Raw genomic sequence first — 25,460 nt, 5'->3', positions numbered from 1 at the left:
GCGGGCGCCGCCGCGCAGTGCGCGGGACGCGGCGCGGGCGGAGAATCGCGGATGTGGATCTTCCGGTCATGCCGCCCGTGAAACCGATGCTCGCCAGACCGGCGTCGCGCATCCCGCCCGGCATGCAGTACGAGGCCAAGTGGGACGGCTTCCGCTGCGTCGTCTTCCGGGACGGCGACGAGATCGAGCTCGGCAGCCGCACCGGCAAGTCCCTCACCCGCTACTTCCCCGAACTGGCCGACGTCCTGCGCGCCCAGCTCCCCGCGCGGTGCGTGCTGGACGGGGAGATCGTCGTCGCCCTCGACGGGCGGCTCGACTTCGAGGCGCTCCAGGCCCGCGTCCACCCCGCCGACTCCCGCGTACGGCTCCTCGCGCGCACCACGCCCGCCAGCTTCGTCGCCTTCGACCTGCTCGCCCTCGACGACATCTCCGCGCTCGGCCTCCCGCTCTCCGAACGCCGCCAGGTACTGGCCGCCGCCCTCGCGGACGCCCGCGAACCGCTCCACCTCGCGCCCGCGACGTACGACATGGACGTGGCCCGCGACTGGTTCCGGCAGTACGAGGGCGCGGGCCTCGACGGGGTGATTGCCAAGCCGCTCGATCTGCCGTACCGGCCGGGGGAGCGGCTCATGATCAAGATCAAGCACGAGCGGACCGCCGACTGCGTCCTCGCCGGGCTCCGCGCCCACAAGCGCGACGCCGATGCCCTCGGCTCCCTGCTGCTCGGGCTCTACGACGAGGCGGGCGTCCTCCAGTACGTCGGCGGCTCCTCGTCCTTCAGCGAGCGCCGCCGCCGCGAACTGATGGAGGAGCTGGCCCCCCTGCGCCTCGACTCCCTCGCCGGGCACCCTTGGGCGGCGTGGCAGGACGAGTCGGCCCATGAGCAGAACCGGATGCCGGGCAGCCCCAACCGGTGGAGCGGCACGAAGGACCAGTCCTGGATTCCGCTCAGTCCCTCACGGGTGTGCGAGGTGGCCTACGACCACATGGAGGCGGGCCGCTTCCGCCACACGGTCGCCTTTCGCCGCTGGCGCCCTGACAGAGACCCGTCGACGTGCACGTACGCCCAGCTGGAGGAGCCTGTCCGGTACGACCTCTCCCAGGCCCTGGGATAGAGGGCACGCCGGGCCCGGGCTGCCCCTTGCCGCACGCGCCGGTCCGCGGGCACGTCGTGGCCGCTCGCGCAGTTCCCCGCGCCCCTGAAGCCTCAGGGGCGCGGGGAACTGCGCGGCCAGCCAGCGAGCACTCGCAGTCCGCGACGCGCGGACGGGGCAGCCCCTGTTCGGCACTCAGGCCGAGGGGGGACGCAGACCTCCGGCCAGTGCGTCGAAGCACTGGTCCAGGACCGCGATCAGCTCTTCCGCCGACGTGTCGGGATCCCAGCTACCGATGGAGGCCCGCAGCGCAGTAAGCGCGGCGCCTGCCACGAGGCGGGGATAGAGCGCGTCGGCCGGAAGCGCGGTGCGCTCCGTGACGGCCTCGGCGATGGCGACCGGCATGTGGCTGTTGCTGTGCACCAGCTTGGGGATCAGCTCCGGGTAGGCGCGGAGCAGCCGGCGCCGGTCGCGCCAGCCCGCGTCGGCGACGAGCACCGGGATCGTCTCGTGGAAGGTGCGGCGCAGCGCCTCCAGCGGGGGCTCGTCCGCGGGGCGGGCGGTGAGCGTGGTGACGAGCTGGCCGGTCAGCCGGTGGTCCCAGTCGAAGACCGCGTCGTCCTTGCTCTCGAAGTAGTTGAAGAAGGTGCGCGGTGAGACCCCGGCGGCCTCGCAGATGTCGCGGACGGAGACGTCCGCCGGGCCACGGTCCAGATAGAGCCGCACGGCGGCGTCCCGCAGCGCCGCACGCGTCTCCTGCTTCTTCCGCTCCCGCAGCCCGCAGGGCGGGGGCGGGGCACCGGCTTCCTCGACGGCCATGTTCCTACAGTAGTGCATTTTTGCACGAGTGCATTTTTCTGTTAGCGTTGCTAATCGTTGCCCGGGACACCTATTTCTAGGAGGCGGACCACGTCCATGGCGGAGCACAAGGCGGAACCGGAAAGCGGAGGGTCGGCGTCGTCGCTGGCCGCCACCGCGCGCACGCTGGCGTCGACGCTCTGGTTCCCGGCGTTCTTCTTCACCGGGTTCCTCGTCTGCTATCTGCTGCCGTTCCACAACCCGGTCCCGCACCACGTCGACGTGGCCGTCGCCGGGCCCTCGGCGGGCCAGCTCGAACAGGCGCTGGAGCAGCGGAGCCCCGGCGCCTTCGACATCCACCAGGTCGCGGACGCCGACGCCGCGCGCGACGCGGTCACGAACCGGGACGCCACGGCCGGATACGTCCCCGACAAGGCCGACCCGCAGCTCTACGTCGCGAAGGCCGACGGGTACTCGCTGGAGTCCGTGCTCCAGAAGACGTTCACCAAGGTCGCCCAGCAGAGCGGCGGCCAGCTCCACATCCACGACGTGGCGTCCACGGCGCCCGGCGACGGGATGGGCACCGGGCTCTTCTATCTGGTGCTGGCCTGCACGATCCCCTCGTACATCATGGTGATGATGCTGCTGCGGGCGACCACGTTCGGGCGGCGCAAGAAGGTCGCGACGTTCGTGGTCGCGGGCGCGCTGATGAGCGTGATCGCGTACTTCACGGCGCGCGGCATGGACGTCGTTCCGGACGATCCGCTGGCGATCCTGTTCATCTTCCTGATGACGCAGGCGGTCTCGTTGACCTCGTACGGACTGGTGCCGTTCTTCAAGCAGTTCTTCCCCGGCGTGGCCATGGGGCTCTTCGTGCTGCTCAGCATGCCGTCGAGCGGCGGGGCGATCCCCGTCCAGATGGTGCCCGGGTTCTTCCGCGCGCTGCACCCGGTCATGCCGATGGGCAACCTCATCGAGGCGCTGCGCGGGCTGTTCTACTTCGACAGCAAGGACATCCTGCGGCCCGTCCTGGTGATCTGCGCCTGGATCGTGGCCGGTGTCGCGCTCATCCTGCTCGGCGCCTGGAAGGAGCGGCGCGCTGCCCGGCGCGAGGCGGCCGAGGGGGAGGGCTCGGCCGAGTCCGTCGAGCCGCCCGTCGAGGACCCCTCGTTCGAGATGCCGCAGCCCAGCGCGGTCGCCCCGCACACCCACCGGATCGGGCAGTCGGACCCCCTGCTGACCGGCCGCGTGACCGGCGAGGACGGGCAGCCGCTCGCGGGCGTGGCCATCACGGTGACCGGCACCCACGGGCGGGAGCTGCTGCGGGCGATCACGGACGAGCGGGGCGAGTACGCGGCGGCGGGGCTGCCCGACCACTTCGTGAACGTGATCGCGAGCAGCCCCGACCGGCTGGCCGCCGTCGCCCGCGTGCTCGCGCGCGACGGGCACCCGGTGCGGCAGGACTTCCGCCTGATGCCGCGGACCGCGCCCGCGCAGACGCCCGCGCCCTCGGCCCCGGTGGCGGGGAGCCGCTGAGCGCGGGCGGCCCGTGCGGGAACGGCGGTCGGGCTCAGGCCTCCTGGCCGCCGTTCTGCGCGGCCTCCACCGACTTGCGGACCTCGTCCATGTCCAGCTCGCGGGCCTGGCCGATGACGTCCTCCAGCGCCGACTCGGGCAGCGCGCCGGGCTGGGCGAAGACCAGCGTGCGGTCCCGGATGATGGCCAGCGTCGGGATCGACTGGATCTCGAAGGCGGCGGCCAGCTCCTGCTGGGCCTCGGTGTCCACCTTGGTGAAGGCGAGGTCGGGGTGCCGCTCCGCGGCGGCCTCGTAGACGGGGCCGAAGCTACGGCAGGGACCGCACCACGCCGCCCAGAAGTCGATCAGGACGAAGTCGTTGTCCGCGACGATCTCTTCGAAGTTGTCCTTGGTCAGCTCGATGGTGCTCATGCTCTCTCCTGCTTCGGGGTCGCAGAGCGTGCCGTGCTCCGCCGGACGGGAACAATCATGAGCACCTCCGGCATTCCCGCGGCAAGGACGTACGCGCGGGGATTCAGTGGAATCCGTTTCTGTGTACGCACTATTGACCGCGTACGGTCACCGAGTTGTAAAGTCTAGACCAATTGGAGGACCTTCCCCCCACCAGTGCCCTCCGTAAGGAGTTGACATGCACAAGAAAAGGAAGCTGGCCGCGTTGATCGGTGCGGGCCTCTCGCCCTTCCTGGTCATGGGCCTCTCGGTGACCCCCGCCAGTGCCCACGGCTACATCAGCGACCCCGCCAGCAGGCAGGCCCAGTGCGCGGCCGGGGTCGTCGAGTGCGGCTCCATCAAGTACGAGCCGCAGAGCGTCGAGGGGCCGAAGGGGCTCCAGGACTGCGCGGGCGGCCACGACGAGTGGGCCGAGCTGCGTGACGACAACCACGGGTGGAACGTCGCGAACGTCGGCAGCTCCGCGACGTTCAACTGGAAGCTGACCGCCGCCCACCGCACGACGACCTGGCAGTACTTCATCGACGGCAAGAAGATCGCCGAGTTCGACCAGGGCGGCGAGCAGCCCCCGTCCGAGCTCTCGCACAACGTCGACTTCGGCGGCGCCTCCGGCAAGAAGACGGTCCTCGCCGTCTGGAACGTCGCCGACACGTCGAACGCGTTCTACGCCTGCGTGGACGTCAACATCGGCGGCTGACGCCTCCAGCGCCGACCGGCAGGCGGCACGGGACCGGGCTCGTCCTCCCTCACTTCCCTGGGGAGGGGGCGGGCCCGGTCCTTCTGCGTGCGGCGGGGAGCGCGGCCAGGAAGTCCTCCACCGCCGCGTTGTACGCCCGGGGCCGCTCCATGTTCGGGTAGTGGGCCGCGCCGGACAGGGTGCGGGTACGGGCTTGCGGGACGGCGTCCGTCAGGCGTGCCGACATGGCCAGGTGGTCGGGGGAGTCCAGGGCGCCGTTCACGGAGAGGACCGGGACCCCGATCCCCGGCAGGCGGCTCCAGGTGTGGCCGACCTGGACGAGGAGGTTCGGCTCGTCCCGGGTGTGCCGGGACATGGTGGCCCGGGCCATCCTGCGTACGCGCTCCACGACGGCGGGCTCGACCGCGTCGAGCGGGCGGTGCGGGCCCGCCGCGAAGAGGGCGGCCGCCTCGACCGCGCCGTCCAGGTCGCCCGCGGCCATCGCGGCGTGCTGCGCGGCCAGCGTGGCGGTGGTCCAGGGGTCCTCGAAGTGCGGCTCGCTCGTGCCCGCGCCGCTCAGGACCAGCGCCTCGACCACGTCCGGGTGCTCCAGCGCGGTGTCGACGGCGACGCCCGCGCCCATCGAGACCCCGATCAGCACGGCGGGCCTCGTGTCCAGGCGGCGCAGCAGCGCGGCGAGTTCGTCGGCGAGGCGGTACGGCGCGGTCGCGAGCGCCGAGCGGCCGTGGCCGCGCGCGTCGGGCGCGATGACGCGGTGGCGCGCGGCGAGCGCGGGGATCTGGTCGTCCCACATGCGGTGGTCGAGGAAGCCGCCGTGGAGCAGGACGAGCGGACGGCCGCTGCCGGTGTCGAGGTGGAACAGATCATCCATCATGACAACCAAGGTGTCATTGTCTCGCGAGAATGACAACAGAGGTGTCATGAGGGGTGACATGATGGCCGGGTGAGCGAGAGAGCGCGTGACACGGCGTCCGACGAGCCGGCCGATGGGCCGGGCGATGTGCCGGGCGACCGGCTCACCGAGGTCTTCGACCTGGTGGGTCCCCTCTACCGGCGGGCCCAGCGCAAGGTCGAGCAGGACGCGCCGCGGGAGGGCCTGTCCGTCGGCGTACGGGCTGTGCTGAGCATGCTGCGCGAGGGCGGGCCCATGACCGTTCCCCAGATGGGCCGGGCCCAGGCGCTGAGCCGGCAGTTCGTGCAGCGTATGACGAACGACGCGGCGGAGCACGGCCTCGTCGAGGCCGTGCCCAACCCGGCGCACAAACGGTCCTCGCTCATCCGCCTCACCGCGCGCGGCCGGGCCGCGATCACCGCGCTGGCCGACCGGGAGCGCGCGGTGCTGCGCCGGGCCGGAGCCGGGCTGTCCGGGGACGACGTCGACGCCTGCCTGCGAGTGCTCTCCCACCTCGTCCGGTTCCTCGACCACGTGGACGTCGACGAGCCGGGCCCGTGCGGATGACGCCCCCGGACCCGACCCCGGACCCGACCCCGGCCTGGACCCCCGCCGACCCCGGTGCCGTGTCCTGGCTCGCCGCCCTCACCGGTGACGACGGCCTCACCGGCTTCCTCGCCCCGCCGCTGCCCGACGTGGCCTGGGTGCTGAACGCCATGTACGAGCACGAGTCGGGGCCCGGCGCGACGACGTACGAGCAGCGGCGCGCGGCCCAGCTCGCGGCGGGCGCCGAGCGGGACATCGTCGGCGGCATCGACTTCGACGCCGCGGGCGTCATGACAGGCGGGGACCTCGGGCACGCCGAGCACCCCGGCCCCGGCTGGCGGCGGCTGCGCTGGGCCGAACTCGCGCGCCGTACGGGCGATCCGCTCGTCCCCGAGGGGCTGCTGCCCTCCCACCGCTGCTTCCCCTCGGCCAGGGCCGGCGGGAGCTGGCCCGTCGGCATCCAGCCGCCCACCGAAGGCAGCCTGGACCGCGAGACCTGGCAGCGGCTCGTCGCGCTCCTCACCGGCTGGAGCCCCGACGGCGCCGCGACGCGCTGCCTCGCGTACTACTGCCCCCTGATCCCCGGCACCGGCGACTTCGACCGGCCCCACGTCCGCGCGGGCCGCCTCGGCGACGCCCAGGTGCTCTATGACGACACCGGGGTCGCCTTCACGCCCTCCAACCTCTGGGCCGAGGACCGCTCCTGGGTCGTGTGCACCGACCACGACCTGTGGGCCACCAAGGTCGCCGGGCCCGCGCCGCTGATCGCCGCGCTGCTGGACGACGGGGAGATCGAGGCCGTACGGCTGCCCTGGGCGCGCTGATCGCCCGGTGCGCCCTGACGGCTCACGAACTCCCGTTCCCAGCAGGGTTATTCGGACAGCGCCGAAACGTCTTGCGGGCCCCCCGGCGCGCGGGCAGGCTGCCCTGGAGGCGCGGCCCCTCCGCCGGGGACACCCCCGTACGCCCCGGCGGAGGGCCGCCCGTTCAGTGCGTCGGGGCCAGTGTCGGGGCCAGGCTGTAGAGCCGCGCGGCGTTCCCGGAGGCCAGCATCGCGGTGACCCGCGCCGCGTCCTCCTCCGACCAGGCGCCGGACCCGGTGAACGCGCCCGTCGTCGCCGCTGCCGCCTGCTGGAAGAGCCGGGCACCCACCACGTACAGCTCCGGCAGGCCGTACGCGTCCGTGGAGAAGAGGAGCTTGCCGAACGGTGCCAGCTCCATCAGCTCCGCCAGCACCGCGTCGGCGCGGGCGCCGACATGGGTGAGCGAGAGTCCGAAGTCGGCGTAGACGTGCGGGAAGGCGGCCGCCAGATAGCCCGCGCCCCGGTGGTACGGGTAGCAGTGCAGCAGGACCAGCGGCGTGCCGTACGGCGCGACCGCGCGCACGAAGTCCGTCAGGAGCAGCGGGTCGCAGCGGTCCAGCCGCAGGTCGGGATCGCCGAACCCGGTGTGGATCTGGAGGGGCAGGCCCGTGCGGACCGCCGCCCACAGCAGATGGCGCAGCAGCACCGGGTCGGTCAGTCTGCTGCCGCGCACACGCGAGGAGAGCCAGCGGTCGGCCGCCGTGTACACCTCCGAGGTGCCCGGCGGCTGCGGCGCGAAGTCGAGCCCCGCGCGGTAGGCGATCACCGACTTGAACCCCCGCGCGGTGCGCACCGACTCGCGGACCCCGTCGGAGACCTCCGCGAGGAACGCGTTGGTGTCGCGCGCCGCGTCCGCCGCGCGCTCCGCGAGCCGTTCGAGCCGGACGATCTCATGGGCCTCGGCCCCGGCGATCTCCGCCAGCTCGGCGGGCGTCAGCAGATCACCGGGCAGGCCCGTGTCCACCAGGAACGCCGAGATGCCGCTCGCGCGCAGCAGCCGCCGGGTGACCTCGGCCGTGCCCAGCTCCGCGCGCCGGTCCAGATAGACGTCCGGCGCGCAGTGCGGCGCGAGATCGAGGACGGGCGCGCACCAGCGCCGTACGGCGAAGCCCACCTGCGAGTCGAAGAAGCTCGTGCCGGGCGCCGCGGGCGCGTCCGACTCGCTCAGGTACGCCTCGAAGACGGCGCGCCCCGGGCCCGACCTGAGCACGCCGTGGCAGTGCTGGTCGACGAGCAGCGGTTGCCCTGCCATTCAGTACCGTCCTCGTGTCGCCGCCGCGATCTCCAGCGGTGTCGCCCCCTCGAACAGCTCGGTCTCCGCCCTGCGCACCGCCGCGACCGCCCCGAACAGCGGCTCCCCGAGCGCCTCGCGCAGCACCGCCGAGCGCTCGAAGTGGCCCAGCGCCACCGGCAGCGAGGTCGGCAGCCTGCGCTCGGCGCCGGTCAGCGCCGGGTCGCCCGAGGCGGGCGGCGGCAGTGGCGTCGGGTCCGCCATCCCGGCGAGCCCCGCCGCGAGCACCGCTCCCGTCACCAGATACGGATTGGCCGCCGCGTCCATGCACTTGACCTCCGCGTTCGCCGCGCCGGGCACACCGGGCGCCGCCGCCACGAAGCGCAGCGCCGCCTCCCGTGCCTCAAGTCCCCAGCAGTGGTAGGCCCCCGACCAGCGCGACGGCCGCAGCCGCAGATAGCTGGCCGGGGTCGGGGCGCCGATCGCGAGCAGTGCGGGCAGCTCGCGCAGCACCCCCGCGAGGAACGCCTCGGCCTCCCGGGTCATCCCGAACGGTCCGTCGCCTCCCTCGCACAGGTTCTTCCCCTCGCGCCACAGACTCAGATGCAGATGCCCGCCGTTGCCCACCCCGCTCGGCTCCACCACCGGCGCGAACGACGCCGTCAGCCCGTGCCGTACGGACACCGCGCGCACCGTCTCGCGCACCAGCACCGCCAGATCGGCAGCCCCCACCGGGTCGTCCGGCGCGACCGACGCCTCGAACTGGCCCGGGGAGTACTCGGGATGGATCTGCAGCACCTCGATGCCCTGCGCGGTCAGCGCCTCCAGGATGTCGCGCAGGTAGTCCGACAGTTCGACGATCCGCGCCATGCCGTACGCGGGACCCGTGACCGGGTAGTCCAGCTCCGCGCCCGCCTGGGGGAGCCGTCCCCGTACCACCGTCCACTCCGTCTCGAACCCCATCCGCAGCTCGATGCCCTGCTCCTCCAGCGCCCGCCGCGCGGTGCGCGCGGCGAACTGCCGCTGACACCCCGCGTACGGGGAGCCGTCCTGCTCGTGACGGTTCACCGGCGCCCAGGACCAGCCCGGCTGCGCGGCGAGCACCGTCAGCCGGTCCAGGTCGGGCCGCAGCCGGAGATCGCCGTCGGGTCCGCCGATGTACGGACTGGTCGTCGCCGAGTCGTCGACGAGGTACACGTCGAAGACCGGAGACATGCCCACGCCCCGCTCCGCCGCCTCGCCCAGCCGCCGCGCCGGAACCGCCTTGACGCGGGTGATGCCCGCGTTGTCGACCCAGGTCAGCGCCGTTCCGTGGACCCCGGCGGCGGCGAGTCGCGCGGCGGCCCGCCGGGCCCCGTCCTCGGTCTCGCTCTCCTCCTGCGGTGCGTTCCGTGAGGTTCCCATGAGTGAGCCGTCTACCCGCTCCGGGAGCGGGGGGCAAGGCGGCGCGGCGGCAGAGGCGTGATTCCCCCGTGGCAATGCCTCTGGCAAGGTGCATGGACGCCTTCGCGCCTGACACGGCCGCGAGTTGGGAAGGTACCCCGGAGCGGGGTGCATGCGGCGGGGAGGGGAAACTGAGAAGGTGGCGAGACCTATGCGGTTACGGTACGGGAGCGATGGGATGCGCATCACGGACGTCACTGGCGGCGAAGGCGGCGCCGGAGGCGGGCTTCAGGAGTGGGCCGGGAGCACCCGGAGCACCGAGCGGACGTGGGAGGGCGGCACCTCCCCCGCGGTGCCCCGGCGCGTCCTCGGCACCCGGCTGCGGCTGCTGCGCGAGGCCCAGTACATCACCCGGGCCGAAGCGGGCGAGGCCATCCGCGTGCCCTCGGCGCGCATCGCCGAACTGGAGCACGGGCGTACCGGTTTCGCGGAGCGTGACGTCGCCGACCTGCTGAAGATCTACGGCGTCACGGACAAGGACGAGCGCGCCGTCCTCCAGGCCCTCGCCGACCAGGCCAACACCCCCGGCTGGTGGCAGGCGTACGCCGGGGCCGTGCCGTCCTGGCTGCACACCTACATCGGCCTGGAGCAGGCGGCGAGCGTCATCCGTACCTTCGAGGTGCAGTTCGTGCCCGGACTGCTCCAGACCCGGGAGTACGCCCGCGCGGTGATCGAACTCGTCCATGCCGACGCGTCGGAGACCTGCGTCCAGCGCCGCGTCGCGCTGCGGATGCGCCGCCAGCAGATCCTCTACGGACCCCGGTCCCCGCACGTGTGGGCCGTCATAGACGAGGCGGCCCTGCGCCGCCCCGTCGGCGGGACCGCCACGATGCGCGCCCAGCTGCGGCACCTGATCGCGGTGAGCGACCTGCCCCAGGTGACCGTGCAGGTGATGCCGTTCAGCGCGGGAGGGCACGCGGCCGCCGGGGGACCGGTGACACTGCTGCGGATGCCGGTCTCCGAGCTGCCGGACGTGGTGTATCTCGAACGGCTCACCGGTGCGAGCTATTTGGAGGACGCCGCCGACATCGAGACGTACCGGCACGTGGTCGACTGCCTGGTCACCCGCTCCGAACCGCCCGCCGCGAGCCGGGAGATGCTCCACCGGATCGCGGAGGAGATGGAGTAGGCAGGCAGGCGGACGGGTCGGGCGGGACGGGGTCAGGCGTCGACGCGTTCGAAGACCGCGGCGAGGCCCTGGCCGCCGCCGATGCACATGGTCTCCAGGCCGTAGCGCGCGTGGCCGCGGCGCATCTCGTGCGCGAGCGTCGCCAGGATCCGCGCGCCCGTGGCGCCGACCGGGTGACCGAGCGAGATGCCCGAGCCGTTGACGTTGATCCGCCGCTCGTGGTCGCTCTCCGTCAGGCCCAGGGAGCGGGTGCAGGCGAGGACCTGCGCGGCGAACGCCTCGTTCAGCTCGATCAGATCCATGTCGGCCAGCGTCAGCCCGGCGCGCTCCAGCGCGTCCCGCGTGGACCGGACCGGCCCCAGCCCCATGGTGCGCGCGGGCACCCCGGCCCGCGCGAACGACACCAGCCGCACCATCGGCGTGATCCCCAGCCGCTCCGCCGTGGCCTCCGAGGTGACCAGGCAGGCCGCCGCCGCGTCGTTCTGCCCGCTGGCGTTGCCCGCCGTGACCGTCGCCTCCGGATCGTCCCTGCCCATGACCGGGCGCAGCCCCGCGAGCTGCTCCGCGGTGGTCTCCGGGCGCGGGTGCTCGTCGGCCGCCACGACCGTCTCGCCCTTCCGCGTCCGTACGGTCACGGGCACGGTCTCCTCCTCGAAGAGCCCCTTCTCCATGGCGTGCGCCGCGCGGCGCTGCGAGCGCAGGGCCAGCACGTCCTGGTCCTCACGCGAGATCGCGAACTCGCGGCGCAGGTTCTCGGCCGTCTCGATCATGCCGCCGGGCACCGGATGGTTCTCGCCGCCCGCCGTGACCCGGCCGCGCGCCAGCGCGTCGTGGAGCTGGAGACCCGGGCCCTTGATGCCCCAGCGGCCCTCGTGCGTGTAGTACGGCGCGGCGCTCATCACGTCGACGCCGCCCGCGATCACGACCTCGCTGAAGCCCGCCCGTATCTGCATCGCCGCGTCCAGCACGGCCTGGAGGCCCGAGCCGCAGCGGCGGTCGATCTGCGTGCCCGTCACCGACTGCGGCAGCCCCGCGTCCAGTGCCGCGACCCGGCCGATCGCGGGGGCCTCCATGCTGGGGTAGGCGTGGCCGAGGATCACCTCGTCCACGTCCTCCGGCGCGACACCGCTGCGGGACACCACCTCGGCGATCACGCGCGCCGCCAGCCCGGCCGGGCGCTGCCCCGCCAGACCGCCGCCGAACTTCCCGATCGGGGTGCGGAGGGGGTGACTGATCACGATGGACTGCGCCCTGTCCTGGGCCGTGCGCTGCGACTCCGTTGTCATGGGGCCGACCTTTCCATTTCCGGGCGCACAAGGTCCACTGTTCCGTGACCCGGAACGAGGACCAGGACGAGGGCCTGGAACGAGCCGAGAGGACGGACGCACGATGCGCATCAGGATCGTCGGAGCGGGCACGATGGGACGCGGCATCGCCCAATGGGCCGTCACCGCGGGCCATACGGCCGAACTCGCCGACGCCCGGACCGAGTCGGTCACCGAGGCGGTGGACTTCGTCCGGCGCATGTGCGAGCGGGCCGTCGAGAAGGGCCGGATGGGCGCGGACGAGTGCAAGGCCGCGCTGGACCGGCTGATCCCCCTCGACTCGCCCTACGCGCCTCCGGCTCCGGACGCGGCCCCCGAGCTGGTGATCGAGGCCGTGCTGGAGGAGCTGGAGATCAAGGCCGGGGTCTTCACCGAGCTGGAGCGGGTGCTGCCCGCCGGGACGGTCTTCGCGACCAACACCTCCTCCCTCCCCGTCACCCGTATCGCCGCCCAGCTCGCCGAACCGGGGCGGCTGGCGGGGCTGCACTTCTTCAACCCCGTACCGCTGATGAGGATCGTCGAGGTCGTGCCGGGTGCGGAGACGCGGGCCGACGTGCCGCCCCTGCTGACCGCGTTCGTGGAGAGCTGCGGCCACCGTGCCGTCACCGTCGCCGACACGCCGGGGTTCCTCGTCAACCACGCCGGGCGCGGCCTGGTCACCGAGGCGTTCGCGCTGCTGGAGGAGTCGGTCGCCGGGCCCGCGGCGCTCGACCGGATCGCCCGGGACGTGCTCGGCCTGCGCATGGGCCCCTTCGAGCTGATGGATCTCACCGGCCTCGACGTGACCGCCTCCGTCATGGAGACGGTCTGGAGCGGCTTCCGCTTCTCCGACCGGCTCCGCCCCTCGTACCTCACCGCGAACCGCGTGACGGCGGGGCTGCACGGCCGTAAGACGGGCCGCGGCTTCTACGCGTACGACGGGACCGGGCCGGGCCCCCGCGACGCCCCCGAGCCCGACCTCGGCGGGGGCGACCCCGCGCGTCCCGTCACCGTCGCGGGGGAGGGCCCGGAGGCCGATGCCCTGCGGGCGGCGCTGGGTCGCCCGGAGGGCGAGGGCGGCCTGGTGCTGGTCCCCACGTGGGGGACGACCGTCGCGGAGGCGGTCGCCGCGCACGGCCTGCCCGCCGCCCGCACGCTCGGCGTCGACCCGCTCTCCCTCGGCACGCCGCGCCGCGTCCTCGCGGTGACCCCGGCGACGGCGCCTGATGCGGTACGGGACGCGGCGGCGGTCCTCGCCGAGGGCCACGCCGTGACGGCCGTACGGGACACCGCCGGGTCTGTTGCCCAGCGGCTCCTCGCCTCGATCGTCTCGGTCGCCGCGTCGATCGCCGAACGCGGAATCGCGACCCCCGACGACATCGACCTGGCGGTCACCCTGGGCCTGGGCTATCCCAAGGGCCCCTTGGCGTGGGGCGACACGGTGGGCGCGGACCGGATGAGGGACCTGGGCGAGGCACTGACCGCCACGACGGGAGACCCCCGCTACCGGCCCACACGGTGGGTACGCGAACGAGCGAGCCTGGGCCTCCCCCTGACGACCCCGATGCCCCCACTCCCGGGGTAGAGCCGCCCCACTCAGGGACGCGGGGAACTGCGCGACCGTCCACGACGCGCCCGCGGTCCGCGAGGCACGGGTAGGGGCTGCCCCTGTCCGTCTCGCGGCGGTCTGCGGGTGCGTGCTGGCTTGGCGCGCAGTTCCTCGCGCCCCTGAAGCGGCCCCTTCGGGGCGCTTCGGGGTGTCGAGGGTGCGCCCCGCAGGGGCGCGGGGAACGGTGCGATCGGCCACGACGCGCCCGCGGTCCGCGAGGCACGGGTAGGGGCTGTCCCTGTCCGTCTCGCGGCGGTCTGCGGGTGCGTGGTGGCTTGGCGCGCAGTTCCTCGCGCCCCTGAAGCGCCCCGGAGGGGCGCGGGGAACGGCGCGCTCAGCCACGCACATACGCGCGGTCTGCGATGTACGGGGAGGGGCAGCCCCTGTTCAGGCCCCAACGTGCCGTCTCACTGGTTGGGAGGGGACTCCTCCTTGAAGATCTTGGTGACGAGCTTGCCGTCCTTCGTGAGGTAGCCGTGGAGCATGCCCTCGCTGCTGTGCGGGGCGTCGAAGACGCCCTTCGCGTCGAGGGCGATCACTCCGCCGGAACCGCCGAGCTTCGGCAGCCGCTTCACCAGGACCTCGTACGACGCCTGCGCGACGTCCTTGCCGCCGAACTCCATCAGGTTGGAGATCGTCGCGGTCGCCGCGCCCCGGATGAAGATCTCGCCGTCGCCGGTGGCGCTCGCGGCGACCGTGCCGTTCTTGGCGTACGTACCGGCGCCGATGACGGGGGAGTCGCCCACGCGGCCCGCCATCTTGTTGGTCATGCCACCCGTGGAGGTGGCCGCCGCCATGTCGGCCTTGGCGTCGATCGCGACGGCGCCGACCGTGCCCTTGGCCTCGTCCCTGTCCGACGAGGGCTTCTTCCCCTTGGCGTCCATGAGCTGGTCCCAGCGCCGCTGGGTCCAGTAGTGGTCCTGGGTGACGGGCTTGAGGCCCTGGTCCACGGCGAAGTCGTCCGCGCCCTGGCCCGCGAGCATCACGTGCTTGGACTTCTCCATGACCAGCCGCGCCGCGGTGATGGGGTTGCGCACGTGCTTCACACCCGCCACGGCCCCCGCCTTGAGGTCGGAGCCGCGCATGATCGAGGCGTCCAGCTCGTGGCCCGCGTCGGCCGTGAAGACGGCGCCCTTGCCCGCGTTGAAGAGGGGGTCGTCCTCCAGGACGTTCACCGCCGCCTCGACGGCCTCGACGCTGGTGGCGCCCCGGTCGAGGGCCTTCTTCCCGGCGCGCAGGGCCTTCTTGAGCCCGTCGCGGTAGGCCTTCTCCTTCTCCGGGCTGGTCTCGTCCCGTACGAGCGCCGTTCCGGCACCGCCGTGAACGGCCAGGACGACATCGCGGGCGTCGGGCTCGGCCTTGCCCGCGGGTGCCGGCGCGGGCGCGGGCGCCGCGACCGTACGGGAGCCGCGCGAGCCGCCGTCCTCCGGGACGGCGACCAGCACCACGGTGAGCGTTGTCGCCGCCGCCAGCAGGGGGAACAGCCACGCTCTCGGACGTATGCGCATGAGCTCTCCTCACGTCGACCTCGGACCGGTCAAACGCGGGGCACCCTACTGGAGCCGCAGCGCCCCGAAAGCCCCCTCGGGGACGGTGGGTTCGCGGGGAGGCACGGGGTCCAGGCGTACGTACGGGGCGTCCGGGGCGGGGCGCGGGTCCGGTTCGCCGTTGTTGGGCCAGAGGGACATGGCGCGTTCGGCCTGTGCCGTGATGGTGAGTGAGGGGTTGACGCCGAGGTTGGCGGAGACGGCCGAGCCGTCGACCACGCTGATGCCCGGGTGGCCGTGCAGGCGGTGGTACGGGTCGATCACGCCGCTCGCGGCGTCGGAGCCGATGGGGCAGCCGCCCAGGAAGTGCGCGGTCAGTGGCTTCCCGGCGAGTTCGCCGAGGTTGGTGCCGGGGAAGCCGCCGATGCGCGCGGCGATGTGCCGTACGGCCTCGGCGCCCTCGGGGATGTGCGCCGGGTTGGGAGCGCCGTGTCCCTGGCGGGCGCTGAGCAGGCCTTTTCCGGGGCGGCGCCGTCTGCGGTACGTGGTCAGGGAGTTGTCGAGGCTCTGCATGACGAGCCCGATGATCGTCCGCTCCGACCAGCGGTACGTGGTGGCGGTGCGCAGCACGAGCAGCGGGTGCCGCAGATACTGGCCGAGCGCCGCCAGCCAGGTCGGCAGCCTGCCGCCCGCCGCGTACTGCGGGACGCAGATCAGCGCCATGAGGTTCGAGCCCTTGCCGTAGCGGACGGGCTCGATGTGGGTGTCGGCGTTCGGGTGCACCGATGACGTGATGGCGACGCCCCTGGTGAAGTCGAGCTCGGCGTCGCGGCCGTGGAGTCCGCGGTAGCGGCTCGGGAAGGTGAGCGCGCCGACGAGGGCCTCGGAGTTGGTGCGGGTCAGCTCGCCCAGCCGCGCGGAGAGCCGCGGCAGCGCGCCGGTGTCGCGCATCCGGTGCAGCAGGGTCTGCGTCCCGTACGTACCGGCGGCGAGGACCACGCGCCGCGCGAGGAGGACGCGGGGGCGGGCCCGGCGCCGGTCGGTGGGGCGCGTGGTGACGGCGAAGCCGTCGCCCTCCTCGCGTACGCCGAGGACGGTCGTCATCGGGTGGACCTCGGCTCCGGCCTGCTCGGCCAGGTAGAGGTAGTTCTCGTTGAGGGTGTTCTTCGCGCCCCTGCGGCAGCCGGTCATGCACTCGCCGCACTCGACACAGGCCGTCCGCGCCGGGCCCGCGCCGCCGAAGTAGGGGTCGCGGGCCGTCTCGCCCGGTTTCGCCTTCGTCCGGCCGTCGGCGTCGCGCCCGTCGCCGAAGAAGACACCGACGGGCGCGAGGTGGAAGGAGTCCCCGTAGCCCATCTCGTCGGCGGCGGCCCTGAGATGGACGTCGGAGGGCGTCGTGGTGGGGTTGAGGCGGACGCCGAGCATGCGGCGGGCCTGGTCGTAGAACGGGGCGAGTTCGGACTGCCAGTCGGTGATGTGGCCCCACTGGCGGTCGGTGAAGAACGCGCGGGGCGGCACGTACAGCGTGTTCGCGTAGTTCAGCGAACCGCCCCCGACCCCCGCGCCCGCCAGGATCATCACGTTCGCCATGAGGTGGACGCGCTGGATGCCGTAGAGCCCCAGCGCCGGGGCCCACAGATAGTCGCGCAGGGCCCATGACGAGGTCGGCAGCTCCTCGCGGCGGAAGCGGCGACCGGCCTCCAGGACGCCCACGCGGTAGCCCTTCTCCGTCAGCCGGAGCGCCGAGACCGCGCCGCCGAAGCCCGAACCGACCACGATCACGTCGTAGTCGTACGCGCGTTCCTCCCGGTCATGCGTCATAGAGCGCCTCGATCTCGTCGGCGTACGCCTCGGCCACCGCCTTGCGTTTGATCTTGAGGGAGGGGGTGAGGAGCCCGTTCTCCTCGGTGAACTCGCCGTCGACGACGCGGAAGCGGCGTATCGACTCGGCGGCCGAGACCGAGGAGTTCGCGTAGTCCACGGCGCGCTGGACGGCCGCGAGCAGGTCCGGGTCGTCGCGCAGCTCGGCGAAGGGGGTGTCGCGGGGGCGGCCGCGGACGGCCAGCCAGTGGGCGACGGCGTCGGGGTCGAGGGTGACGAGCGCCGCCACATGGCGCCGCCCCTCGCCGACGACCATGCACTGGGCGACCGGTGGACGGCTGCGCAGCAGGTCTTCCAGGGGCGCGGGGGAGACGTTCTTGCCGCCGCTGGTGATGAGGATGTCCTTCTTGCGGCCGACGATGGTCAGGAAGCCGTCCGGGTCGAGCTGCCCGAGGTCGCCGGTGGCGAACCAGCCGTCGTCGAGGACCTCGCGGGTGGCCTCCTCGCTGTTCCAGTACGCGCCGAAGACGACGCCGCCCTTGATCAGCACCTCGCCGTCCTCCGCGATCCGTACGGCCGTGCCGGGCACGGGGCGGCCGACGGTGCCGGGGCGCGGGGTGAGGGGCGGGATGAGGGTGGCGGCGGCGGTGGTCTCGGTGAGCCCGTACCCCTCGTAGACGATGATGCCCGCGGCGTAGAAGAAGAGGTTGAGGCGGCGGTCGAGCGGGGAGCCGCCGCTGATCGCGTAGCGGAGCCTGCCGCCCAGCTCCTTGCGGACGCGCCGGTAGACGAGCAGGTCGTAGAGCGCCCAGGCGGCGTAGAGACCGGGGCCCGGGCCCTTGCCGGTCTCCAGGAACTTCTGGAGGTACGCCTCGCCGAAGCGTACGGCCGTACGGTCGGCGCGCTCGAAGGAGGCGCCGCGGCCGATCTTCTCCGCGGTCTCGCGCCCGGTGTCGTGGATCTTCTCGAAGAGATAGGGGACGCCGACGACGAACGTCGGCCGGTACGAGCGGAGTTCGGGGCGCAGCTCGTCGGGCTTGATGCTCGGGCAGTGGCCGAACTCGATCCTGGCGGAGAGGCAGGCGATCTGGATGGTGCGGCCCAGGATGTGCGCGAGGGGGAGGAAGAGCAGCGTGGAGGCGGTCTGCCCGGTGACCGCCTGGAAGACGGGGTGCAGCAGCTCGACGGTGTTGGCCGCCTCGGCGTGCAGATTGCCGTGGGTGAGCACGCAGCCCTTGGGCTTGCCCGTGGTCCCGGAGGTGTAGCAGACCGTCGCGACGGTGTCGGGGCCGAGTGCCGCGCGCCGCTTGGCCAGCTCCTCGTCCGGTACGTCGGCGCCGAGCGCGGCGAGCTGGGAGAGCGCGCAGGTGCCGCCGGGCGGCGCGTCGATCTCCCAGAGCCGGGGCCGGGGCCGGGGCTCGTGGTGCTCTGGCAGCGCGGCGAAGGCGTCCTCGGCCGTCGCCGCGAGCCCGGCGTCCTCGACGAGGAGGAAGGCGGCGCCCGAGTCCTCCAGGATCCAGGCGAGCTGCCCGGCGGACGAGGTCGCGTAGACGGGCACGGTCTGGCCGCCCGCCGCCCAGATCGCGAAGTCCAGTACGCACCATTCGTACCGAGTGCGGCACATGAGGGCGACCCGTCCGCCCGGCGTGAGGCCCGCGGCGACGAGGCCCTTGGCGGCCTCGGCGACCTCGCGTGCGAAGGTGGTGGCGGTGACGGGATGCCAGGCCCCGCCCTCCTTGCGGCGCAGCACGGTGGCGCCGGGTGCCTCGGCCGCGTTGGTGAACGGGATGTCGGCGATGCTGCCGGTCCGCGCGGGCGGGACGAGCGGGTCGGCGCGGACCTCGCGCACGGCCCCGCCCTCGTTGATCACTTCATAACGGACCCGGGCGGCGAGGTCACCGCGCCGTTTGGCCGTCCTCAGATCCTTCCGGACACCCATCTTCGGCTCCTGTTCGCGGCTCGCGGCGCAGGGGAGGGGAAGTGCTCGTCGGGCTGAACGTGCTGACGCGGGAGTCAACTTACTCACGCGTAAGGAGAAATCAACCGTCCGGGACGAGGAAACCCGTGACGGTTCTGTGTGTGCGGAGAGGGCCCGGGTTACGACTTTTGCGACTCCCTACGTACGATCGGATTCGGTCACTTTTGGCCAGGTACCGCGCGAGACGCGGCAGAACGTGAGCACAGAGCAGGAAGTAGGGCAAGGATTTATGGGCCTCGGGACGCTCCTCAGCAGGAGAAGGCCGAAGAATTCCGGCGGCGGCTGGCCGGTGGACGGACTTCCCCAGGGGGCGGGGCTCCTCAGTGCGGAGATCTCCGACCCGCTGGGGCAGCCGCTGCCGGGGGTCGAGGTGACGCTGACGGAGACCGACACCCGGCGGCACGTCCTCAAGGCCACCACCGATCCGTTCGGGCGGGTCACCGCGGCGCTGCCGCAGGGCCGGTACGCGCTGCGGGGCACGGTCGAGGGGCTCCACCCGCTGCACCGCGTCATCGAGGTCCCGGCCGGGGCCCCGGCGCCGCTGGAGCGGCTGCGGATGGAGACGGGCCAGGAGCCCGACCTCCCGCAGCCCGGCGTCTGGGTCTTCGACCCGCCGCACTCGGCGATCCGCTTCGTGGCCCGGCACTTCGGGATGTCCAATGTGCACGGCCGCTTCACCCGCTTCGACGGGGGGATCCGTGTCGCCGAGCGGATGGAGGACTCCTATCTGGAGATCACCATCGACGCGTCGAGCATCGACACCGGCAACAAGACGCGTGACGACCATCTGAAGTCCGCCGACTTCCTCGACGTCGAGCGCTACCCGTACCTCCACTTCGCCAGCAGCAAGCTGACCCACAAGGGCGGCTCGAAGTGGACCGTGCAGGGCACGCTGACGCTGCACGGCGTGAGCCGCACCGTCAACCTCGACACGAGCTACCACGGCTCGGTCAACGGCGGCTACGGGGAAGAGCTGCGGTGCGCGGCGTACTCGACGGCCGAGCTGCACCGCGAGGACTTCACGCTCAACTACGGGAACATGATCCAGCGCGGCATCGTGGTCATCGGCCGCACCGTGCAGCTGGAGATGGACATCCAGGCGATGTACCGCCACGAGGGGATGCCGACTCCTCCGGAGTGACCCCTCGTGCGGGGTGGGGGCGTGGGATACGCCCGGGCGTGCGACGGGTTACGCCCGGGCGTACCGGGGGCCGGTCCGAGGCCGCTCAGCAACGGACCCTGCCCTCATCCCCCCCCACAGTCCCGGGGTCCGAGGCTGGCCCCGGGAGGTGATGCTTCAGAGTGCCCTCAGGGGGCGGCCCACCGCAGGGGCCGAACGGCCCTGTCTGGTGAGTCAGCGCCGATTGACCCCGGTTCGCCGGGAAAGTCCCGTACGGAGCGCGCCCGTCGTACGGGGTGGCGGCGCGGTCCGGTCCGGCCCGGCGCGGTCCGGCCCGGTCAGGTGCCGGTGACGCGGCGGACGGCGGTGCGGATCGAGTCGCGCAGCCGCGCCGTGTCCTCCTCCGTGTCGCCCGCGAGCAGATGGCGGATCTGCGGCATGGCGGTGGGGGAGATGAGCAGCGTGATCATCAGGAAGACCAGGTCCCCGGGCGGGATCGCGGTGTCGATGAGGCCCTGGCGCTGCGCCTCCTCGAAGGCGGCGACCTTGCGCGCGTAGTGCGCCGAGCGCGCGTTCGCGTCGGGGAGCGCCTCGGCCCCGCCGAACTCCAGCGCCTCCCAGAGCATCAGCCGCGTCACCTCGGGGTGGGACGCGTGGTAGTCGAGGAGGCGGTCGGCCCAGGCGTCGGGGTCCTCGGCGTCGATCGGGATCTCGGCGATCAGGTCGACCAGGTTCCGCTCCAGGACCTGCGAGAACAGCTCGGCCTTGTTCCCGAAGTACGCGTAGATCAGCTGCTTGTTGGCCTGGGCCTCGCGGGCGATGCGGTCGACGCGGGCGCCCGCGACGCCGTGCGCTGCGAACTCCTGGGTGGCGGCGCGGAAGATCCGGGCCTTGGTCGCCTCGGGGTCGCGCGTCCCGGTCGATGGTGCTGCCATGCCGGTCAGTGTAACCAACTATTTGGTTGACAGGGCTGACGCGGCCCTGCCAGGGTTCCAACCAACAGGTTGGTTGGAACCCTTTCCGAACCGAAGGACCGCATGTCACCCTCCGCCAGCACCCGTCGTCGTGCCCCCGGCACCGGCGCCGCTCAGGCCGCTCCTCCGGCCGCCGGCCCCGGCGGTCGTACGTCCACGTCCCCCGCCCTGCTCGCCGTCATCGCGCTGTGCACCGCCGTGACGGTCGCGAATATCTACCTGGCCGCGCCCCTCCTCGGGCTCATCGCGCACAGCTTCGGCGCCACCGCCTCGGGCGTCGGCTGGATCGCCGCCGTCGGCCAGCTCGGCTACGCGGCCGGGCTGCTCCTCTTCGCGCCGCTCGGCGACACCGCGCACCGCCGCAAGGCCGTCGCGCTCCTCGCGCTCGGCGTCGGCGCCGCCATGGCCGCCTCCTCCTTCGCCCCCGGCATCGGGCTGCTGGGCGCCGGGGTCTTCGCCGCCAGCGCCGCGTCCGTCGTCCCCCAGCTCCTCGTGCCCCTCGTCGCCGAGCGGGCCCCGGCCGGGCGGCGCGGCATGCACCTCGGCGTGCTGATGGCCGGGCTCTTCGCCGGGATCGTCGCCGCCCGCGTGCTGGGCGGGGCCGCGGCCCAGGCGTACGGCTGGCGGGTCGTCTTCCTCGCCGCCGGGCTCCTCACCGTCGTGGTCGGCGTCGGCACCGCCGCGCTCCTGCCGTCCGGCAACCGTCCCGGCCCCGGCAACCCGGCCATCACCGCGAACCCCCTGCACGGCATGGCCCGTACGGCCCGCGCGCTCGCCTCCTCCGCCGAACTGCGCCGCGCCTGCCTGCGCCAGGGCGGGCTCTTCGGCGCCTGGAGCGCGCTGTGGACCTCGCTCGTCCTGCTGCTGACCGGCGAGCCGTACCACCTCTCCACCGGTACGGCCGGGCTGTTCGGCCTCCTCGGGCTCTCGGCCAGCCTGGTCGCGCCGCTCTCCGGCGGGCTCGTCGACCGGTTCGGCTCGCGCAAGGTGGTGCGCGGCACGTACGCCCTCGCCGTCCTCTGGCTGCCGCTCTTCTGGCTCGGCGGCCAGCGGATGTGGGCACTGTGCGCGGCGGCGGTCCTCGTCCACGCCGGGCTCGTCGCCGGTCAGGTCGCCAACCAGGCGCGGGCGCTGGCGGCCACGGACACCCCCGCCGCCGCCAACACCGGTTACGTCGTCGCCGCGTTCGCGGGCGCGGCCCTCGCCTCCGCGCTCAGCGGCGTCGCCTTCGCCCACTGGGGCTGGACCGGGGTCTGCGCCGTGGCGGCCTGCTGGCTCCTCCTCGGCGGCCTCCCGGGCGTACGCCTCCGAGTGCGCCGGGGGTGAGGCGAGGCGGCGGCTCACGGAGCCGCTGCCGCCTCGACCGGGGGACTGAAGGCGTGACGGCGGGGGAAGGTGCCAGGAACACCTATTCGGGCAGAGTGCAGACCGTGGGCCCCGGGGCCCACGGGAAAGGGGGCAACATGCTCGTTCTCGTCATCGTCCTGGGGGTCGCCCTCGTGGGCGCCGTCGCCTACGCCGCCCGGCGCCGTGGCGTCGGACGGTCCGGCGGGACCATGACGCCGGAGGAGCGGGAGCGCGGGCTCGCCGCGGAGGAGAAGGCCAAGGCCATCCATCAGCAGACCCACCACCGGCGCCTCTGACGACAGCAGGGGCGGATGCTCCGCTCAGTGCTCGTGCGGGCCCTCGTGGTGGACCGGGCCGTGGGCGGTCGCGCAGTGCGGGACCTGTCCGGCCGTCGTGAGCGCTAGGGGCGCCTCCAGCGCGGGGGCCGGGCTCGCGTGGTCGATCTGGAGGGTCGTGTGCGTGATCCCGTACTCCTCGGCCAGCGTCGCGTCCAGGGCGCGGCGCAGGCCGTGGCAGTCGCCGCCCGGCTCGACCAGGACGTGCGCGGAGAGGGCGGGTTCGCCGGAGGTGATCGTCCAGACGTGCAGGTCGTGGACCTCGGTCACGCGGGGCGTGGCCGCGAGCCGGTCGCCGATCGCGTCGGGGTCGAGGCCGACGGGCGCCGCCTCCAGGAAGATCCGGCCCGAGTCGCGCAGCAGCCCGTAACCGGCCTTGAACATCAGCGCGACGACCACCAGCGTGGCGATGGCGTCGGCCCGCGCGAAGCCGGTGGTGAGGACGATGAGACCGGCGATGGCCGTGCCGATGAACGCGAACAGGTCGTTCAGGATGTGCTGGTAGGCGCCCTCGACGTTGAGCGAGGAGCGGTTGGCGCGGGACAGGCACCAGGTCGCCGCGAGGTTCACGACGATGCCCGCGAGGGCCGTGACCAGGACGAGCCACCCCGTGACCTCGGGGGGATGGATGAGCCGCTCGACCGCCTCGTACGCCAGCCAGGCCCCGGCGAGGATCAGCGTCAGCCCGTTGGCCTGCGCGGAGAGGATCTCGGCGCGCTTGAGGCCGAAGGTGAAACCGCCGCGCGCGGGCCGCGCCGACAGCCGCATCGCGACCAGCGCGAGCACGATGGACACCGCGTCCGTCAGCATGTGCGCCGCGTCGGACAGCAGCGCCAGCGATCCGGCGACGAAGGCGAGGACCGACTCCACGGCGATGAACACCGTGATGAGCACCAGCGCGCTCGTCAGCCAGCGCCGGTCCGTGTCCGCCGACACCCCGTGCGAGTGCCCCGCGTGCCCGTCGCCGTGACCGTGTCCGTCCCCGTGGCCGTGACCGTGCGGTCCCTTGCCCACCGTTCCTCCCCTCACGCGGACCCCCGAACGGGGCCGGCTGAGTGCAGTGAAGCGCACGGGACGTGAGGGTGGCAAAGGCTGTACCGGTGACCGTTGTCAGTACCGATAAGAACGCTCTGACCTGCGGCGATGTATCTCTCGGGAGCGGGCGAAGACGATAACGGTGCCCAGTGTCGGCCCAGTGTCAGAGGTCGCTGTAGGGATTGTCGTCGAGCCCGCCGTCGTCGAGCTCGTCGTCGAGCTCGTCGTCGAGCCCGTCGCCGTCGGTGCCGTCCCCGATGCCGTCGCCGATCCCGTCGTCGTACTCCGCGAGCGGGTCCGAGGTGGAGGGCGAAGGGCTCGGCGCCGGGTCGCACTGGCGGACCTTGCCGACCATCCGGCACCCGGGCGGCATGTCCGTCGACCCGCCGAAGGCGAACGCGAGGCCGACGCCGAGGGCGACGATGGCGAGCAGGATGGCCCAGTTGCGGCCATTGGTCAGGTCCTGACGTGCGCCAGGACCGCGCTTGTACGGCATGGTGTGTTCCCCCGAATCCCCCGATGCTCGCCCCAGGGTAGGGGGAGCGGAGGGGATCAGGTCGACTCGCGTGCCGTCACGGTGACCGTCATCGCGCGGCGGCGGCGCGGGCGGGAGGCGGGGGAGCGGACCAATTCGTCCACGTAGGCGGCGAACTCGGCGCCCGAGGCGCGGTCGAGGCGGACGCTGCTGAGGCGGGGGCGGGTCAGACGGGCGAGCATGAGGTCGTCGGCGCCGATGACCGCCACGTCCTCCGGGACCCGCACCCCGGCGTCCTGGAGGGCGCGCATCAGGAGCATCGCGTACTCGTCGTTGTACGCGAACACCCCGTCGAGGCCCAGCGCGGGCCAGCGCGCCGCGAGCGCCGCCGCCGACTCCTCGGTGAAGGCGAGCGGCAACGGCCTCAGCCGTACGTCCGTGCCGCCCCCCGACCCCTCGACGGCCGCCGCGTGCGCCCCCGCCAGCCGGGGCCCGGAGAACGTGTCGAGCCCGGGCTCCGCCGGGACGACGACGCCGACGCGCCGCCGTCCGCGCTCCACGAGGTGCGCCACGGCCGCGGCGCCGACCTCGCGCTGGTCCATGGTGAGCGAGTGGGCGCCCGCGACGCGCGGCGGGCCGACGGTGATGACGGCCCGGGTGCCCGCCTGCTTGAGGACGGCCACGTCCGCGGGGGTGAGGACCGTGGGCGGCAGCGCGACGGCGGCCGTGGGCCGCAGCTCGGCCCAGGCGCGGACGTCGGCCGGGGCGCCGGGCCCGTCCCCGGCGGCTCCGGCGTCCCCGACGTCCCCGGTGGCTCCACCGACTCCGGCGGCGAGGTGCGCGACCGTGTAGCCGAGGCGGCTCAGGGCGCTCTGGGCCTCGTGCGCGAATCGCGCGTAGAGCGGGCCCGCGGGGACGTGCGGGGCCGACATCAGCACCATGCGGCTGGCGCCCGCGCGCAGGGCGCGGGCCGCGGCGTGCGGCACGTACCCCAGCTCGTCGGCGGCGGCGCGCACGCGGGCGCGGGTGGCCTCGCTGATACGGGCGCTGCCCTCGGCCCCGTTGAGCACGTACGAGACCGTGGCGCGCGAGACGCCCGCCTGGCGGGCCACGTCCGCGCTGGTCGGCGGGGGCGAGCCGGGCGGGCGAGGGGGGTGCGGAGGGTGCGGGGTGTCGGCCATCGCGGCGGAGTCCTTCCGAGCCCTGGAGAGGCGGCCGGGTCTGGCGGATGGGGTCTGGCGGATGGGGCGGGGCGGTGCTAAACAGGACGTTACACGTGTCAGTGACACGTGTCA

Annotated in this window: 23 protein-coding genes; 10 read left to right on the top strand and 13 right to left on the bottom strand. The window is 73.3% G+C overall.

The features are described 5' to 3' along the window. Positions 1–53: 53 nt before the first annotated feature. Positions 54–1,115, top strand: coding sequence for an ATP-dependent DNA ligase (locus tag ACGF3A_RS38950; RefSeq protein ID WP_393735281.1), 1,062 nt, complete (start codon positions 54–56; stop codon positions 1,113–1,115). 174 nt (positions 1,116–1,289) lie between these two features. Here the strand turns inward: ACGF3A_RS38950 and ACGF3A_RS38945 are convergent, their stop codons facing one another. Continuing rightward, positions 1,290–1,913 carry a TetR/AcrR family transcriptional regulator gene (locus tag ACGF3A_RS38945; protein WP_393735280.1) on the bottom strand — a complete coding sequence of 208 codons (624 nt, stop codon included), beginning with the start codon at positions 1,911–1,913 and terminating at the stop codon, positions 1,290–1,292. A 96-nt stretch (positions 1,914–2,009) separates the two neighbouring features. Between ACGF3A_RS38945 and ACGF3A_RS38940 the strand changes: the two genes are divergently transcribed. Then, a complete protein-coding gene (locus ACGF3A_RS38940; RefSeq protein ID WP_393735279.1) occupies positions 2,010–3,428 on the top strand; it encodes an ABC transporter permease in 1,419 nt (472 codons plus the stop codon). Between the two features lie 34 nt (positions 3,429–3,462). Here the strand turns inward: ACGF3A_RS38940 and trxA are convergent, their stop codons facing one another. Next, entirely contained in the window at positions 3,463–3,840 is a 378-nt protein-coding gene (trxA, locus tag ACGF3A_RS38935; RefSeq protein WP_393735278.1) for a thioredoxin, read from the bottom strand. A gap of 217 nt (positions 3,841–4,057) precedes the next feature. Between trxA and ACGF3A_RS38930 the strand changes: the two genes are divergently transcribed. Next, positions 4,058–4,576, top strand: a complete 519-nt coding sequence (locus tag ACGF3A_RS38930) for a lytic polysaccharide monooxygenase (RefSeq protein ID WP_393735277.1) — start codon at positions 4,058–4,060, stop codon at positions 4,574–4,576. 49 nt (positions 4,577–4,625) lie between these two features. On the opposite strand, the gene ACGF3A_RS38925 is transcribed toward ACGF3A_RS38930, so the two are convergent. Beyond that, positions 4,626–5,450 (bottom strand): alpha/beta fold hydrolase, encoded by an 825-nt coding sequence (locus ACGF3A_RS38925; RefSeq protein WP_393735276.1) that lies wholly within the window; start codon positions 5,448–5,450, stop codon positions 4,626–4,628. A gap of 69 nt (positions 5,451–5,519) precedes the next feature. Between ACGF3A_RS38925 and ACGF3A_RS38920 the strand changes: the two genes are divergently transcribed. Together ACGF3A_RS38920 and ACGF3A_RS38915 are read left to right on the top strand one after the other, a co-directional pair. After that, entirely contained in the window at positions 5,520–6,035 is a 516-nt protein-coding gene (locus ACGF3A_RS38920) for a MarR family winged helix-turn-helix transcriptional regulator (protein WP_393735275.1), read from the top strand. Further along, on the top strand, positions 6,032–6,838 hold the full coding sequence (locus ACGF3A_RS38915; RefSeq protein ID WP_393735398.1) for a hypothetical protein: 807 nt from the start codon (positions 6,032–6,034) through the stop codon (positions 6,836–6,838). Before ACGF3A_RS38920 ends, ACGF3A_RS38915 begins: the two co-directional genes overlap by 4 nt. A gap of 163 nt (positions 6,839–7,001) precedes the next feature. Here the strand turns inward: ACGF3A_RS38915 and ACGF3A_RS38910 are convergent, their stop codons facing one another. Then, entirely contained in the window at positions 7,002–8,129 is a 1,128-nt protein-coding gene (locus tag ACGF3A_RS38910) for an amidohydrolase family protein (protein ID WP_393735274.1), read from the bottom strand. Next, positions 8,130–9,512 (bottom strand): glutamine synthetase, encoded by a 1,383-nt coding sequence (locus ACGF3A_RS38905; protein ID WP_393735273.1) that lies wholly within the window; start codon positions 9,510–9,512, stop codon positions 8,130–8,132. It abuts the gene before it with no gap. Positions 9,513–9,729: 217 nt separating this feature from the next. On the opposite strand from ACGF3A_RS38905, the gene ACGF3A_RS38900 reads away from it, so the two are divergent. After that, entirely contained in the window at positions 9,730–10,680 is a 951-nt protein-coding gene (locus ACGF3A_RS38900; RefSeq protein ID WP_393735272.1) for a helix-turn-helix domain-containing protein, read from the top strand. Between the two features lie 32 nt (positions 10,681–10,712). On the opposite strand, the gene ACGF3A_RS38895 is transcribed toward ACGF3A_RS38900, so the two are convergent. Further along, positions 10,713–11,966: an acetyl-CoA C-acetyltransferase gene (locus tag ACGF3A_RS38895; RefSeq protein WP_393735271.1), complete on the bottom strand. Its 1,254-nt coding sequence runs from the start codon at positions 11,964–11,966 to the stop codon at positions 10,713–10,715. Positions 11,967–12,069: 103 nt separating this feature from the next. Between ACGF3A_RS38895 and ACGF3A_RS38890 the strand changes: the two genes are divergently transcribed. Next, on the top strand, positions 12,070–13,569 hold the full coding sequence (locus ACGF3A_RS38890) for a 3-hydroxyacyl-CoA dehydrogenase NAD-binding domain-containing protein (RefSeq protein ID WP_393735270.1): 1,500 nt from the start codon (positions 12,070–12,072) through the stop codon (positions 13,567–13,569). 431 nt (positions 13,570–14,000) lie between these two features. Here ACGF3A_RS38890 and ACGF3A_RS38885 read toward each other — a convergent pair whose 3' ends face one another. Genes ACGF3A_RS38885 through ACGF3A_RS38875 form a run of 3 tightly spaced genes read right to left on the bottom strand, consistent with a single transcriptional unit; the run spans position 14,001 to position 18,840 of the window. Further along, a complete protein-coding gene (locus ACGF3A_RS38885; RefSeq protein ID WP_393735269.1) occupies positions 14,001–15,101 on the bottom strand; it encodes an isoaspartyl peptidase/L-asparaginase family protein in 1,101 nt (366 codons plus the stop codon). 45 nt (positions 15,102–15,146) lie between these two features. After that, positions 15,147–16,901, bottom strand: coding sequence for a GMC oxidoreductase (locus ACGF3A_RS38880; RefSeq protein WP_393735268.1), 1,755 nt, complete (start codon positions 16,899–16,901; stop codon positions 15,147–15,149). After that, complete coding sequence (locus ACGF3A_RS38875) at positions 16,891–18,840, bottom strand: AMP-dependent synthetase/ligase (RefSeq protein WP_393735267.1); 1,950 nt, start codon at positions 18,838–18,840, stop codon at positions 16,891–16,893. Before ACGF3A_RS38875 ends, ACGF3A_RS38880 begins: the two co-directional genes overlap by 11 nt. Positions 18,841–19,108: 268 nt before the next feature. Here ACGF3A_RS38875 and ACGF3A_RS38870 point away from each other — a divergent pair, with 268 nt between their 5' ends. Then, positions 19,109–20,020, top strand: coding sequence for a YceI family protein (locus ACGF3A_RS38870; protein ID WP_393735266.1), 912 nt, complete (start codon positions 19,109–19,111; stop codon positions 20,018–20,020). A 317-nt stretch (positions 20,021–20,337) separates the two neighbouring features. Here the strand turns inward: ACGF3A_RS38870 and ACGF3A_RS38865 are convergent, their stop codons facing one another. Next, positions 20,338–20,934, bottom strand: coding sequence for a TetR family transcriptional regulator (locus ACGF3A_RS38865; protein ID WP_393735265.1), 597 nt, complete (start codon positions 20,932–20,934; stop codon positions 20,338–20,340). Positions 20,935–21,036: 102 nt separating this feature from the next. Here ACGF3A_RS38865 and ACGF3A_RS38860 point away from each other — a divergent pair, with 102 nt between their 5' ends. Both ACGF3A_RS38860 and ACGF3A_RS38855 read left to right on the top strand, forming a co-directional pair. Further along, entirely contained in the window at positions 21,037–22,299 is a 1,263-nt protein-coding gene (locus ACGF3A_RS38860; protein ID WP_393735264.1) for an MFS transporter, read from the top strand. A gap of 137 nt (positions 22,300–22,436) precedes the next feature. After that, positions 22,437–22,616, top strand: a complete 180-nt coding sequence (locus ACGF3A_RS38855; protein WP_393735263.1) for a hypothetical protein — start codon at positions 22,437–22,439, stop codon at positions 22,614–22,616. A gap of 24 nt (positions 22,617–22,640) precedes the next feature. Here ACGF3A_RS38855 and ACGF3A_RS38850 read toward each other — a convergent pair whose 3' ends face one another. From ACGF3A_RS38850 to ACGF3A_RS38840, 3 genes are all read right to left on the bottom strand, one after another. Continuing rightward, the gene (locus ACGF3A_RS38850; RefSeq protein ID WP_393735262.1) at positions 22,641–23,669 is read right to left on the bottom strand and encodes a cation diffusion facilitator family transporter; all 1,029 of its coding nucleotides are present in this window, start codon (positions 23,667–23,669) and stop codon (positions 22,641–22,643) included. A 184-nt stretch (positions 23,670–23,853) separates the two neighbouring features. Continuing rightward, a complete protein-coding gene (locus ACGF3A_RS38845) occupies positions 23,854–24,186 on the bottom strand; it encodes a hypothetical protein (protein ID WP_393735261.1) in 333 nt (110 codons plus the stop codon). A gap of 56 nt (positions 24,187–24,242) precedes the next feature. After that, positions 24,243–25,346 carry a substrate-binding domain-containing protein gene (locus ACGF3A_RS38840; protein ID WP_393735260.1) on the bottom strand — a complete coding sequence of 368 codons (1,104 nt, stop codon included), beginning with the start codon at positions 25,344–25,346 and terminating at the stop codon, positions 24,243–24,245. Positions 25,347–25,460: the final 114 nt, after the last annotated feature.

The organism is Streptomyces sp. NPDC048172, assembly GCF_043202595.1.
Taxonomy (GTDB): domain Bacteria; phylum Actinomycetota; class Actinomycetes; order Streptomycetales; family Streptomycetaceae; genus Streptomyces.
This window is presented reverse-complemented; position numbering and strand designations above follow the sequence as displayed.